Genomic DNA, 12,350 nt, shown 5'->3' with positions numbered 1-12,350 from the left:
TTATACCTCCAGCAACTCAGGATTTTCGTATATGTTTCCAATAATCTCAACTTTAGATTGATATGAAAATACTTTCTTGAATTCTACTGCTACATTAAAAGGGTAATTGATTAATTGAATATAATAGTTACAATTTAAATTGTTATATTGAACTATGCCAAAATCTCCGTTTTCCAGTTTTAATATATCTTCTTCAAAAACTTCCTTACCATTCATATCCTTTTGCCCTGTAAATTGCATTAATTCTGTCTCATCTAAATTAGCTACAAGTCTTAGATGTTTAGATATTAAATATACAGCATTACCCTTAAAATGAATGCTCTCTACTTCTGCCATTTCTTTTCTTCCGCTACTCCACGCTCTAAACTTAATCTCTCTCATTTATTCACCATCCATTATCCGTTTAATTTTTTTCATAAGGTCTAAAATAGCAGTTGTATTTTCTATTGTTAGACTGTTTAAGAAGCTGTTATATAGATGTACTTTATTTTTTCTATAAATCATAGCAATACTTTCACATGTTTCAGATAATTCAGCTTCTAAATAAGTATCTCCTGAAACATTTATACTTGAGAAATTTTTATATATTTCCTCATCATCAATAAGTTCTTCTATTTCTTTTTCCTTGTCTTTAAAAGTCATAGCTTCTCCTTCATTAATATATAATCTATCCATTTGCAAAATCCAATAACAAAAGGTTTCCAATTCTCTGAATCAGCCCATCCGGCAAAGCCTACAAATCCATCTTGATTGAAAGTAATGCCTTCACGGCTCTTAAAATTACTACCTTTTACTAATATTTCTGCAAATTTAAGTCCGTTCTTTCTCATATTTATATTTATTTTGATAACTTCCATTGATTTATTTTCAAAATTATCCAGTTCATTTTGAACAAAGTAAACTAATAAGTATATATGTTGTTTTTTTAAATTTTTATATGTAAAGTACTCATTGAATATTTTTCTAGCTTTATCAGTCGTCATTGCTGCTCCTTTCTGCTCTCAATTCATGACAATCACAAGTTTCATGTGGTTCCACAGTACCTTCATAAAAGAAACAGTAATATGTTCCTTCTCTTGCTTCGTAATCTACAGCAAATCTACAGTTATCACAAATAAGTTCTTCCATCTTTCCTCCTAAGATTTTAATGTATATAAGAATTTTATTAGACTAAATATAAAACTCATATCTTCGTAATCTATCTCAAAAATAGGCTCCTCGCCATCTAATATTATTCTAAATTCAAATTTTTCAGATATTTCAGATATTTCAGCATGATTAACTCTGCCAGAATCAAAATATCCTGTTAAATTTATTGAGTTTTTACCTATTAAAATATAATCATCTTTCTCAATGTTATTTTTTATCCAGTTTCTTATTTCTTCTTTATGTTCTCTAAAATTCATCATTCCTCCAATCAAGAGGGGAGTGATCCCCTCAGAATTATTTATCTATTTCAAGCTCTTTGCAAACATCTATTCCTGTTATTTCTTTGAAAATTTCATTGTCAAAGTTTGGCAGCTTTAATATAAGTTTTCTATTTTCTTTATTAGCATTATTCCAGCTATATTTCCATGCTTCTTTATATGTCATTTTTCTTAAACATCCGCCTAAAGCTTCATAATCAGGATTATTTTCTTTTTCTTCATCTGTCATGTCACAAGTATAAATGAACTTATTTAAAACATCGAAATACATGAAATCAGGTTTAATAGCTTTATTCCATGTTTCTCGGCTACACTCTTTATTGAAAACTAGTATAGTATCAGGTGTAATAGTATTTAGATATCCTGAGTTCCAGTTTCCTGAGTTCCAGTCTCCTGAGTTCCTGTTTCCTGAGTTCCTGTTTCCTGAGTTCCAGTTTCCTGAGTTCCAGTCTCCTGAGTTCCAGTCTCCTGAGTTCCCGTCTCCTGAGTTCCAGTCTCCTGAGTTCCAGTCTCCTGAGTTCCTGTTTCCTGTATTGCCAGAACCTACATTAACTAATTCAAGTACCTCATGCCATGATAATTCTCTTATAATCTTAAATTTATTAGTAACTTCTTTATCGTCACCATCATTTTTTATGTCACCTAAAATTTCTATTTCTGCTACTTTATTATTGCTATTAAAACCATAGTAATTAAAACAATTAACTAATTTAGGGCAGTAATGGAAACCTCTTTCACATATTTCAATTTCTCCATCCATTTCATATATTTCGCCTATTACATTTCCATTTCTTTTATAGTCATAATCCCTACATATCCAATCTGGTTCGAATACTTTGTATGCTTTTTTCATATTACCTCCTAGAATTTTATTTTTACGTGCTTTAATTTTGCTTTCAATTTTTCAAAATTTATTTCGTCATTTTCTTGTAAAAGTTTTACAAATTCTTTTATGACTGATACAGTTATTTCATCATCAAAAAATGCTTCTTCATAGTCATATTTGCCCTCTGTTCGACTTCCTAATGTTATCCTTACACAATTAACCTTTGACATAGATAAAGCTCTGCTACGGGCGTTTAAACGGTCACGTTCTTTTTTGAAAAACTTAACTTTTTCTATCTGAGTATCATTCATAGTTCCTCCTAAGAGTGCAGCGGTCGCTACACTCTATTTTTATTTATTCAAAATGGAAATTCCTCCGGATCTGATTCTGGAGCATCATTATGCTCATAATTATCATTTTCTTCAGTATCAGATTTTTGGTAATCAATAAAGTCAAACTTATCAACAATAACTTCTGTAATCCATTTAGTTTCTCCGTCTTTTTCATAGTTTCTCACACTTAATCTACCTTGTAGTGCTATTCTTCTGCCTTTTCTTAAATACTCGCAGATAGTTTCTGCTCTTTTGTCCCAAGCTATACAGTTTATAAAATCTGCTTCATCTCTGTTAAATTCCCTTGTTACTGCAATACTGAATTTTGTGAAAGCTTTTCCTGATTGAGAATATTTCAGTTCCGGATCCCTTGTTAATCTTCCCATTAAAGTAACTAAATTCATTATGCCACTCCTTCCTTATTTCGACTTCCTAATTTCTTGGCAATGTTATTTTTTAAGTAGTCTATTTGTTTATCGTCTAATTCCTCAATAGTTTCCTTTCCGGCTTTGCTTAGACATTCTGTTATATATGATTGGTATTCCTTTTGATGCTGCTTAATAAATTTGATTTGTCCATCTCGTTTAGGATTTTTTGCTGATTTTTCGCTTGCTTTGTTGTTTTCGCCAGTATTCGTAAAATCGCTATCTTTTACATCATCAATTGCAAATAATCCATTAAGAGCATATTTTCTTGCATAAGATGAACTTGAACCTGTTAATTGTGAACCGTCATATTTCTTCTTTTCTTCATCTTCACGTGCTGCGGCTTTTGTTTCTATTTTTTCACCGTTTTCTATATCTACAAAGTTTAGTGTAGTTTCAACATATATTCTATTTCCTTTTTCAATAACACTATCACTAAAGAATATAGTAACTTTTTGTTCTTTTAAGTGTGGTTTTAATGCAGTTAGTATATCTTCAGCACTTCTGAAATTATATCCACCAAAATCATTTCTTTGATTTTTCGGTACTATTAATTCCTGCTGTATATTAGATAACTTTTCATAAATTGACATATCTATTCCTCCTTGATATTTATTTTGAAATTTGTTATATTTTTTTTTGCAATAACTAATAAAAATTTTTTCTTTGAGAGGCAATTAAGCCTCTCTTTTATATTAAGTTTCTTTGCTATCTTCCGTTTAACTTGTCAATATCCTTAGTAGTAAGCTCTTTTCCGTTATCAATAAAATGTTTTTGTTTAGCTTTTCTGATATTTCCGATATATTCATCTCTTTTAGTTTCTGATCTGTTCCTTATCCAGTTGTAGTGATACACTAATTCATCGTATAGTCTTGTAAGTTCTGCTTCTATACCTCTAATGATTAAAGACCTGTCGTCAATATCATTTAAGTGTGGGTTTACTTTTGTATCATCTTTGCCCGGTAATACCATTTCCCTTTTCCCGAAAAATTCATCAGCGAGTATGTCTTTACAATGGAGCTGATAATCTAACAGTTTCTGTTTAAGTTCCTCGTTGAATCTTGAAGGGTTTATTTTGGCTAACCATATTGGCAAGTAGTCCAGTTCAAGCATTAAAACCTGTTGTATTCCGCCGTTTGTTTCAAGGGGGGCGAAAATTCTCCCACCTTTCAAAGTATAGTCATTGTTGACTTTGTCTCTTTGATTTTTACATTGTGATTCAGTCATGCCTAAGCCATTGCATATATGTTTCACACTTACATAGATTTTTCCATTTTCCTTAATTGTCAAAATTTTGTCCTCATGGAACACTATTTCTTTTTTAAGCATTTCGATACCTCCTAAATAAATTTTATTCTCTCTAAAAAAATAATATACCATTTAAATTTATTTGTCAAGAAAATAATTCATTTAAAAAGAATTTTATTTTTAAAACTCTTGAATAAAGAACTTTAAAGTGATATAATTTCTTTATACAAAGGAGGAAGCATTTATGATTAAATTAAAAATACATATTTTAATGGCAGAGCATAGAATGTCACAAAAAGATGTTTCTATTGCTACAGGAATTCAACCCTCTGTAATGAACAAGTATTATAATGACACTATTGTTAGAATAAATAGAGAACATTTAAATGCTTTTTGTAAATTATTCAACTGCACGATCCAAGACTTAATAGAGTATATCCCTGATGAGAATTAAGCCTTTAATGGAACAACCCAAGTTTTAGAGAGAGTAAATAGGAGGCTAGTCCTATTGAGTTGCTCCGTCAAAGGTTTAATACCTTTCTGCACTGCCTGATTTTAATTCTCTGAAATCTCTCCAAAAGACAGTGCAGATGTAAAATTAAGTTTCTTGTGGAATAACTCATTCTTCTATTACCCAATAATCTGAAAATTGAGTTATTCCATTTAATACTTAATATCAATCCTTGAACCGTACTGTCTATTTTTCTAACCCCCTTAATAGACAGTACAGTTGAGGGATTTTTCTTTTAGCAATTTGACAAATGCAGTTGATGTATGATATAAATTTGTATCAAATTCAATTGCGAATATAATATCGAATTGCCCTGTAGTTACTGCGGGGTAGTTTTTTATATAGCTTTTGGTAATGCAGGCTTTTGAATAAAAAGACCTTTCATAAATTCGACACAATTATCACGACACATTTTATAAATATCTTTGTAGTAAGTTCCTTTTTCCATTTCAGTGATAACTATATTTCCCATAGTGTTTTCCAGTAATGAAATAGCATTAAGTGTTGCAATTCCTATCATATCTCTTTGTTTGGGTTCTAATTCCAATGTATTGTTAACTAGTTTAGTATAGATCATAAAATATTTATCGGCTGACTTACTGCCCTGAGAATACGCATAATCTATAAACAGAGATAAAATATCTGTAAACTCATGTCTTATTTGTTTACCGTTGTTTCTAGTATCTAGCCACTGATTATTTTGTTGATTCAAGATAAATTGTTTCATTGTGTAAAAACCTTTAACAAGTTTGACTTTGAATTCTACAACTACTTCATTGTTATCAAGAAAACTCATTAGTAAAGTGGCTTGTGGTTCGTTTAATTCATACCAAGTTTTATATCCTTTTTTCCCTTTTTGACCGGTACATTTGAAATGTAACAGTCCGAATTTACTGAATTCAGTGGTATATTTTCTTATTAATTGCACTATTCCTTTGTGTTGGTTTTTAGTTTCTTTAGCTATAATTATACTAGTAGTAACGGGTTCATTATGCTTTATTAACACTAATTCATTCATTCCAATACCACCTTCCTATTTTCTTCTAATCTTATTTCAGATTCTTTTATATCGTCCTGCATTCCTTTTATTTGATTTATTACAAACTCTAAATAATTTCTTTCTTCCTCCAGCATATTTATTCCTCCTATTATTTATTTTGAAAAGTCATATATTACTTCTTTTCCTTTGTAAACTAATGCTTGATCCTTTTTACCATGTGCAATAGCTTCTTTTCTGTCTTTAGTCTGCCACTTAATTTCATTATCAATAGGGCATATTACTTTATACATATAATTCCTCCTTCAAATAAATTCTTACTGAGGTATACGACGAGCAGAGGCGTCATATACCTGAGCAAGAATATATCTTGCTTATTTTATTAGTTTGGATATAAGAGTAGGATTTTCATTAGAAGCAATAAATGGTAAGAATTTATAATTACCAATACATTGAAGTTTTCCCCCGTCTTTCCATTCGCCATATAAACTTTTATTAGGTATTTTTTCATATGTATAAATATCTCCTGTTTCATCTCTAGCAATATATTTAAATCCTTCTTGTATTCTAGCTTTAAGCTTTTTAATTTCTTTTTGTGTCATTGGATTCTCCTTCTTGGAAGCAGCATTACGCCACTTCCTCTCTAAATAATTTTTTCTATGAATTTTCTTGTTTCTTCAGATTCTAAATACTCATCTAAAGAATTCATATATGGTTCATATTCAACAATAATAGATTCACATATTTTTACAATTTCTTCAGCGGTATAAGATAATATTTCATCTGGAAACTCTCTTTGTAAAAACATTGCACATGCTACAATATCTTCAATTTCTAAATTCATTTATGCCACCCCCTTTACTGTTTCTTTCTTAAATTGGAACTCTACATCATGAAAAGTGTAATTTTCATCTTCACTAGCTAATATGACACCAAGAGATTCCTTATAATATTTTTTCTTATCTATTTCAAAACTATCTAAGTAAAAGTAGGGTATATCTGAAAGTTCCTGTAATTCTTCCTCATCTACCAATACTGTAATGTGTCCTTTTACTCTGCCGTCTTTTATGTTCAAAGATGAATAATCTAAGTCGGCGTTATATATTATTTCTTTTATTTCTTCTTTCGTCATTTCTACCAGCTCCTTTTATACATTAATGTATAATAATTGTTTAAAAAAATTTGATAGTATCCTTTATTTTCCTATCTTTAAAATAATTATACACTAACGTATAAAAAATGTCAAATATAATTTTACATTTTTGTATAAAAAAATGGTATAATTCTATAAAAACAAGGAGGAAAAATGAAAAAAAATTTTAATAGCTTTGCTGATTACTTGAAAAATTTTATAAAAGAAAGAGATTATACATTAGAGTCTTTAGCCGAAGATCTAAATGTATCTTTTGGTTCTTTAAGTCATTATACAACTGGCAAAAGAATTCCAAAAGATGTATTTATTGATAACTTTGCATCTTATTTTAATTTGTCTAAAGAACAAAAAAATGAAATTAAGGCTTTAATAGAATTAGACAGGTCACCTTTTTTAAAAGACCGAATAAAGTTACATAATAAAAAAGAAACTCCACGTCTTACTGTATTTTCTTTAAATACTGCCGGAGAAGGGCTTTTACAGGAATTATCTAAGGAGGTGTTTGTATTGCCGGCAGATTTAGAAATATATGAAGATTCTTTTATAGTAGAAATAAGAGGAGATAAACTGGCACCAGAGATATTAAATGGCGATAGAATACTTGTTGAAAGTTTTAATTTTAATAACTGGCGTGAATTAGATGGGAAAATAGTTGTAATAGATATTAAAAATGAGAAATTTGCAAAAAGAGTAGGTTTTTATGATGGAGAAGCAATATTAAAAAGTCTAACAGGATATGAAAAAAATATTTTGGTAGATGAGAATATAAAATATGTTGGAACTTTTACCACTTTAGTCAGTAGAAAATTATTTTAGAAAACGGGTGGGGAAATTTTCATAATTTAAAATGCTTAGGCATTTTTTATTTTGTAAAAAAAAATTTGACATTTCTTATACGTTGTTGTATAAATAATGTGAGGTGGAATTTATGAATATAGCATATAAAAAAATAAAGAAATATTTAGAAGAAAATAATATTAGTTGTTCAAAACTAGCTAAAAACATTAATATGTCGAGGCAAAATTTTTCACATCATTATGCAAATTTGAAAATGAATAAACTTACTTTTTCACCAGATAAAATAAAATTATTAAGTGAAATAACAGGTGTAAAATATGAAAATTTTTTTGACAACTAATTATACGTTTGTGTATAAAAAAAGGAAGGAGGAGGGATGGAATATATAATAATTTTCTTACAAGTTTTAATCATAGCTTGGCTTTATAACTTAACATATGAAATAAAGCTTTTTAAGGGAATGTTAGAGGGATTAATTACACAATATGAAATAAGGAAAATTACTGAACCAATTATTTTAAAAGTTCCGGAAGGAAAAAAAGATGTAAAGTTGGAAGATGTTTTAAGAGATGCATCAGTAAAAACAGGTGAATAAATAACTAAAGGAAAGGAGAAAGAGTGATAATAGAAACTAAGAATATAAAAAAAGCTTTTTAAAATTTTAGATACTTTGGAAAAAGATGGTGAAATAGATATGGGGTTAGTTGGCGGAATACATGAGTGTATACTAAAAATTCAGGCTGACAAAATACTAAAAGATTATGAACATGATAGGCATGATAAACAGGCTAAAATCCTAGAACGTGAAATAAGAGTAATAAAAAATATACAAAAAAGCTCTGATAAAATATTTAGGATTTATAAAATATTTACAATTTCTAATACTGCTATTCTGTTAATTTTCATCATGGTAAAACTATTTTTAAAGTAAAAAAATTCAGGAGTTGCAGCTCCTGAATAAATACTAAGGTAACCATTTGACGAAAGTTTTATTTTCTTTGATTTTTTCAATGACAGCTTCACACTCATCAATATCTGTGAATCCATGAGAAGTATAGAACACTTCTTTATTGTCATCTAAGAGAATAAACTTAACACCTTCGTCATCACGCATGATATTTACGTACATAAAACCTCCTATGGTGTTTTATTGTAACAGATCAATTATATCATGAAAGGAAGTGATATAGAAAAAATAAGCAAAATAAAATAAAAGTGAGGTGACTACCATTCAACCTCACTATATATGTTACCCCAGTTTGCTTATTCTGGGGAAATAAAAAAAGCCCATAAAGGGCTACAATGTTTTAATCAACTAAATTATAACACATTTATATAAAAAATCAAATTATTAAAAATATGAAATAGGAAGTGATGATTCTATGAATCAATTTATATATAAGGCTCTTAATGATAAAGAGTTGAAAGATGGTGAATTTAGATTATACATGTTAATAAAAGAGTTAGGGAATAACAATGCAGGATATTGTTATGCGACAAATTCGTATTTTTCTAAAATACTAGGGAAGCATGAAAAAAGCATGTCAAGGTTAATAGGTTCTTTAATTAAAAAAGGGTACTTATATATGATTGCTTTGGAAAAAGGAAATGTAACAGAAGAGAGACGGCTATATGCTGAAGAATCATATAAAACCTATTTAGAGGATTTACAAAGTCACGAAGAGAAAAAGACAATAAAGACATACTGTATAAAAGAAAAGACAGAGGATGGAGATGAAACAACAGTAACAGTAAATGAAAGAAATTATAAAGAGTACACCAGTAACACAAACGTTACCGGTAACAAAAATGTTACTGGTACGGGTAACAATATTGAGGACGGTACCGGTAACAAAATTGTTACACAGAATATATATAATTTAAATAATAATAATATAAATAATAAAAAGATATTATCTAAAGATAATATCCAAAAAGTACAGGAAGAATGGAATAGTTTAGCTAATGAATTGGACTTGCCTAAAATAGATAAAATAGACGGAAAAAGATTAAGTAATTTAAATGCAAGAATAAAAAAACATGGACTAGAAAGGTTTTTAGAAGTTATGGGAATGATAAGGAATTCTAAATTCCTAAGAGGTGAGGTAAATGATTTTAGAGCAACATTTGATTTTTTAGTAACTGCTAGCAGTTTTGAGAAGATAAGACAGAAAAATTATGAGAGTAAAGAAAGCAAAAAAACAAATGATAAATTCAGGAGGCTTATGGAATTATGACACGTGAAGAAGTAAAAGAAGTAATTTATGCGATAGGAAATGAATATAAGGATTTTGTTCCGGAAGATGATGAAAGAATAGCACAAAAAATAGACACTTGGTATTATTCACTAAAAAAATATGAATCTAGGATTGTGCAGGTTAAAGTTATTGAATTATTACATAAACATACTTTCGGTACTCCAAGCATAGCCCATCTAATGACTTTATTAAATCCAGAAATGGAAAAACAAAATATAGGGCAGGAGTTTGCTGAAAGGTTTATGTACTTAGTGCGTAGATTAGGGGCAGACAATATGGAAGCTGCTATATATCAGGAATATGGAGAAATAGGCAGAGAGATTTATCTAAACAATAAACATGATGCTAGACACTTAAAAGATGATGATATAGGAACATTTAAAGCACAGATAAGAAATAGCTTTAACAGCAAGTATGAAAGACAGCAGAAAGGATATGACGTAATAGAAAATAAAGTTACTCTTATGATAGAAAATCAGTTTTTTGGAAAAGAGGTAATCTAGTGTTTAAGTCTGAGGAAGATGCAAAGTTAGCAGCATTACATCAAGAATATACAGCAGAAAAAGACGGCTTGTCAATTTACTTATTTAAGCTTAGGCAGCCGGAGAATCTAAAAGAATACAAGGAACAAATAAAACTATTCAAAGATATAAAAGAAACACTAAATAAAAAAGGAAAATATAAATAATAGGGAGTGATAAAAATATGATAAGTAATGAAATGAGAGACTTTATAATAGGGATGTGTGAATCACAATATAATTTAAATCATAGTGATTTTGACATAAATAACGATCAATCTGGAAAATTGAAATTTGGATGGAAAAGATCTGATTTACAATTAACTGTAGTATTCAGTCAAAAGAAAATAGCTGAAATAATATATCATAATTTCCTTGATGATTTTCAAACAGAAAATATGACAGAAGATGATTTTACAGCAAGATTCAATGATATTTTAGCTGTAAGAAATATAGAAACATCTAAGGATTTTCATGACATTATCAATAGAATTATAAAGTCTGTAAATTCTGGTAAATTATTTGGTTCAAAAGAAAGAGATGAAATTATACTAGATTCAGAATATAGAGCAAAACTGAAATATATAAAAAGCTTTTTTGGAGAAAAAGCACAGGAAGGTAAATTATTTGAGGAAATACAAGAATTGCAAGAAGCTGTAAATAAAAGAAGAACATCATTCTGGACAAAACATGAAGATGATGTAATAGAAGAAATAGCTGATTGTTTGGTAGTAGCTATACAACTAAAGAAAACAAAATTAGTTATAAATATGATTAAGGGTATAGTTGAAAAATCAAGTTTTCTAAATGCTACTGCAATAGAAAAGATAATTAAAATAGCAAAAGGAAAAATAGATAGAACTATCACGAGAATTGAGAATGGTGAATATGGTCCGCTAATGATTGGTTATGATCTTGCAAGCGGAAAAGACGAAACAGTAACAGTAATAACAGAAATAAAAGCCAAAAAAGATATTGCTGAAATAAAAGGAAATGCAATGACAGATGAGGAATTACAGGCAATGATAAGTGATGAAGAAATAGAAGATCTGGAAGATAAAAAGAAAAAGATACTTTTATTTCTATCGAAAAACACACCTTACGAGTTTAGACCTACATTGCTTCAAAAGCTGGTTGATATAAAATCAAAAGAATGCACACAGCTAATAATACAATTAATTTTTGAAGGCAAAATAAGAGTAACGAAAAAAGGGAAAGATCGAATTTACGGAGCAACTTTGGAATATCAAGAAACAGAGACTAAAAAAACTAAAAGTACAAGTACAGTATTAATAGGTGGTTCAGGTATCAGTATGCATGCAAAAGGTAGTGAATAAAATGAATGTGGGTAAGAGGTTTGAGGCTGATATAAAAGCCTCAGTACCTCAAAATATACTTTTTTATAGGTTTAAAGATAGTGCGAATTTTGGCGGTGCAAATGCTGGTGAATTTTCAAGATTTACCCCACGGAATGTATGTGATTGTTTTATGTTTAAAGCTCCATATCTTTATTTATTAGAGCTAAAAACAACACAGGGAAAAACATATAGTTTAAATAAAAGTGCCTATAATCAGTTAGAAAGCTTTAAAAAACTTGGTGATTTTGAAAATAGTGTAAAAGCTTTCATTATAAACTTTAGAGAACTGGAAAAAACTTACTTAGTAACTACTCATGAACTTGAAAAATTTTTACTGAGAACAGGGAAAAAATCAATTAAAGCAATTGAATGTGCTGAGATAGGAATATTAATAAATCAAAAAAAACTAAGGACTAATTATAGATATGAGATAGAAGATATATTTAATTTAGACAAAGAACATCAGGTATTAAAATTATTTAAAGAAAATTATTAGT

Annotated in this window: 26 protein-coding genes; 10 read left to right on the top strand and 16 right to left on the bottom strand. The window is 29.1% G+C overall.

Translation table 11 applies throughout. The features are described from left to right. The 10 genes from STERM_RS14175 to STERM_RS21365 form a co-directional block, all read right to left on the bottom strand. Positions 1 to 381, bottom strand: coding sequence for a YopX family protein (locus STERM_RS14175; protein WP_012860274.1), 381 nt, complete (start codon positions 379 to 381; stop codon positions 1 to 3). Next, the gene (locus STERM_RS14165; RefSeq protein WP_012860275.1) at positions 382 to 642 is read right to left on the bottom strand and encodes a hypothetical protein; all 261 of its coding nucleotides are present in this window, start codon (positions 640 to 642) and stop codon (positions 382 to 384) included. After that, positions 639 to 983 (bottom strand): hypothetical protein, encoded by a 345-nt coding sequence (locus tag STERM_RS14160; RefSeq protein ID WP_012860276.1) that lies wholly within the window; start codon positions 981 to 983, stop codon positions 639 to 641. Before STERM_RS14160 ends, STERM_RS14165 begins: the two co-directional genes overlap by 4 nt. Continuing rightward, positions 973 to 1,128, bottom strand: coding sequence for a hypothetical protein (locus STERM_RS22260; protein ID WP_012860277.1), 156 nt, complete (start codon positions 1,126 to 1,128; stop codon positions 973 to 975). Before STERM_RS22260 ends, STERM_RS14160 begins: the two co-directional genes overlap by 11 nt. An 8-nt stretch (positions 1,129 to 1,136) precedes the next feature. Further along, the gene (locus tag STERM_RS14155) at positions 1,137 to 1,406 is read right to left on the bottom strand and encodes a hypothetical protein (RefSeq protein WP_012860278.1); all 270 of its coding nucleotides are present in this window, start codon (positions 1,404 to 1,406) and stop codon (positions 1,137 to 1,139) included. A 37-nt stretch (positions 1,407 to 1,443) separates the two neighbouring features. After that, positions 1,444 to 2,280: a pentapeptide repeat-containing protein gene (locus STERM_RS14150; protein WP_012860279.1), complete on the bottom strand. Its 837-nt coding sequence runs from the start codon at positions 2,278 to 2,280 to the stop codon at positions 1,444 to 1,446. A gap of 8 nt (positions 2,281 to 2,288) precedes the next feature. Continuing rightward, positions 2,289 to 2,564, bottom strand: coding sequence for a hypothetical protein (locus tag STERM_RS14145; RefSeq protein ID WP_012860280.1), 276 nt, complete (start codon positions 2,562 to 2,564; stop codon positions 2,289 to 2,291). A 47-nt stretch (positions 2,565 to 2,611) separates the two neighbouring features. Then, positions 2,612 to 2,989 (bottom strand): single-stranded DNA-binding protein, encoded by a 378-nt coding sequence (locus tag STERM_RS14140; RefSeq protein ID WP_012860281.1) that lies wholly within the window; start codon positions 2,987 to 2,989, stop codon positions 2,612 to 2,614. Beyond that, positions 2,989 to 3,603 (bottom strand): ERF family protein, encoded by a 615-nt coding sequence (locus STERM_RS14135; RefSeq protein ID WP_012860282.1) that lies wholly within the window; start codon positions 3,601 to 3,603, stop codon positions 2,989 to 2,991. Before STERM_RS14135 ends, STERM_RS14140 begins: the two co-directional genes overlap by 1 nt. A gap of 115 nt (positions 3,604 to 3,718) precedes the next feature. Continuing rightward, positions 3,719 to 4,339 carry a phage antirepressor N-terminal domain-containing protein gene (locus STERM_RS21365; RefSeq protein ID WP_012860283.1) on the bottom strand — a complete coding sequence of 207 codons (621 nt, stop codon included), beginning with the start codon at positions 4,337 to 4,339 and terminating at the stop codon, positions 3,719 to 3,721. Between the two features lie 163 nt (positions 4,340 to 4,502). Between STERM_RS21365 and STERM_RS14125 the strand changes: the two genes are divergently transcribed. Beyond that, the gene (locus tag STERM_RS14125; protein ID WP_012860284.1) at positions 4,503 to 4,712 is read left to right on the top strand and encodes a helix-turn-helix domain-containing protein; all 210 of its coding nucleotides are present in this window, start codon (positions 4,503 to 4,505) and stop codon (positions 4,710 to 4,712) included. Positions 4,713 to 5,106: 394 nt separating this feature from the next. On the opposite strand, the gene STERM_RS14120 is transcribed toward STERM_RS14125, so the two are convergent. The 5 genes from STERM_RS14120 to STERM_RS14105 all read right to left on the bottom strand — a co-directional run bounded on the left by STERM_RS14120 (position 5,107) and on the right by STERM_RS14105 (position 6,898). Then, positions 5,107 to 5,787 carry a Rha family transcriptional regulator gene (locus STERM_RS14120; RefSeq protein WP_012862307.1) on the bottom strand — a complete coding sequence of 227 codons (681 nt, stop codon included), beginning with the start codon at positions 5,785 to 5,787 and terminating at the stop codon, positions 5,107 to 5,109. A gap of 134 nt (positions 5,788 to 5,921) precedes the next feature. Beyond that, on the bottom strand, positions 5,922 to 6,059 hold the full coding sequence (locus STERM_RS22255; RefSeq protein WP_012862305.1) for a hypothetical protein: 138 nt from the start codon (positions 6,057 to 6,059) through the stop codon (positions 5,922 to 5,924). Positions 6,060 to 6,140: 81 nt separating this feature from the next. Then, positions 6,141 to 6,368: a hypothetical protein gene (locus STERM_RS14115; protein ID WP_012862304.1), complete on the bottom strand. Its 228-nt coding sequence runs from the start codon at positions 6,366 to 6,368 to the stop codon at positions 6,141 to 6,143. A gap of 41 nt (positions 6,369 to 6,409) precedes the next feature. Next, entirely contained in the window at positions 6,410 to 6,610 is a 201-nt protein-coding gene (locus STERM_RS14110; protein WP_012862303.1) for a hypothetical protein, read from the bottom strand. Continuing rightward, positions 6,611 to 6,898, bottom strand: a complete 288-nt coding sequence (locus tag STERM_RS14105; RefSeq protein WP_012862302.1) for a hypothetical protein — start codon at positions 6,896 to 6,898, stop codon at positions 6,611 to 6,613. It abuts the gene before it with no gap. Positions 6,899 to 7,072: 174 nt separating this feature from the next. Between STERM_RS14105 and STERM_RS14100 the strand changes: the two genes are divergently transcribed. The 4 genes from STERM_RS14100 to STERM_RS14085 all read left to right on the top strand — a co-directional run bounded on the left by STERM_RS14100 (position 7,073) and on the right by STERM_RS14085 (position 8,648). Beyond that, a complete protein-coding gene (locus STERM_RS14100; RefSeq protein WP_012862301.1) occupies positions 7,073 to 7,735 on the top strand; it encodes an XRE family transcriptional regulator in 663 nt (220 codons plus the stop codon). A gap of 112 nt (positions 7,736 to 7,847) precedes the next feature. After that, entirely contained in the window at positions 7,848 to 8,057 is a 210-nt protein-coding gene (locus STERM_RS14095) for a helix-turn-helix domain-containing protein (protein WP_012862300.1), read from the top strand. A 36-nt stretch (positions 8,058 to 8,093) separates the two neighbouring features. Then, positions 8,094 to 8,312: a hypothetical protein gene (locus STERM_RS14090; RefSeq protein ID WP_012862299.1), complete on the top strand. Its 219-nt coding sequence runs from the start codon at positions 8,094 to 8,096 to the stop codon at positions 8,310 to 8,312. Positions 8,313 to 8,387: 75 nt separating this feature from the next. Continuing rightward, positions 8,388 to 8,648: a hypothetical protein gene (locus STERM_RS14085; RefSeq protein WP_147289487.1), complete on the top strand. Its 261-nt coding sequence runs from the start codon at positions 8,388 to 8,390 to the stop codon at positions 8,646 to 8,648. Between the two features lie 33 nt (positions 8,649 to 8,681). Here STERM_RS14085 and STERM_RS22250 read toward each other — a convergent pair whose 3' ends face one another. Continuing rightward, positions 8,682 to 8,846, bottom strand: a complete 165-nt coding sequence (locus STERM_RS22250; protein ID WP_012862298.1) for a hypothetical protein — start codon at positions 8,844 to 8,846, stop codon at positions 8,682 to 8,684. A 253-nt stretch (positions 8,847 to 9,099) separates the two neighbouring features. Here STERM_RS22250 and STERM_RS14080 point away from each other — a divergent pair, with 253 nt between their 5' ends. The 5 genes from STERM_RS14080 to STERM_RS14060 are packed head-to-tail and all read left to right on the top strand — an operon-like array spanning position 9,100 to position 12,349. Next, positions 9,100 to 9,954, top strand: coding sequence for a helix-turn-helix domain-containing protein (locus tag STERM_RS14080; RefSeq protein ID WP_012862297.1), 855 nt, complete (start codon positions 9,100 to 9,102; stop codon positions 9,952 to 9,954). Further along, positions 9,951 to 10,478, top strand: a complete 528-nt coding sequence (locus STERM_RS14075; RefSeq protein ID WP_012862296.1) for a hypothetical protein — start codon at positions 9,951 to 9,953, stop codon at positions 10,476 to 10,478. The genes STERM_RS14080 and STERM_RS14075 overlap by 4 nt, the downstream gene beginning before the upstream one ends. Further along, entirely contained in the window at positions 10,478 to 10,663 is a 186-nt protein-coding gene (locus STERM_RS14070) for a hypothetical protein (protein WP_012862295.1), read from the top strand. The genes STERM_RS14075 and STERM_RS14070 overlap by 1 nt, the downstream gene beginning before the upstream one ends. A gap of 17 nt (positions 10,664 to 10,680) precedes the next feature. After that, complete coding sequence (locus tag STERM_RS14065) at positions 10,681 to 11,832, top strand: nucleoside triphosphate pyrophosphohydrolase family protein (RefSeq protein WP_012862294.1); 1,152 nt, start codon at positions 10,681 to 10,683, stop codon at positions 11,830 to 11,832. Position 11,833: 1 nt separating this feature from the next. Continuing rightward, positions 11,834 to 12,349 carry a Holliday junction resolvase RecU gene (locus STERM_RS14060; protein WP_169305413.1) on the top strand — a complete coding sequence of 172 codons (516 nt, stop codon included), beginning with the start codon at positions 11,834 to 11,836 and terminating at the stop codon, positions 12,347 to 12,349. Position 12,350 lies beyond the last annotated feature (1 nt).

It is taken from the genome of Sebaldella termitidis ATCC 33386 (assembly GCF_000024405.1).
GTDB classification, from domain to species: domain Bacteria; phylum Fusobacteriota; class Fusobacteriia; order Fusobacteriales; family Leptotrichiaceae; genus Sebaldella; species Sebaldella termitidis.
This window is presented reverse-complemented; position numbering and strand designations above follow the sequence as displayed.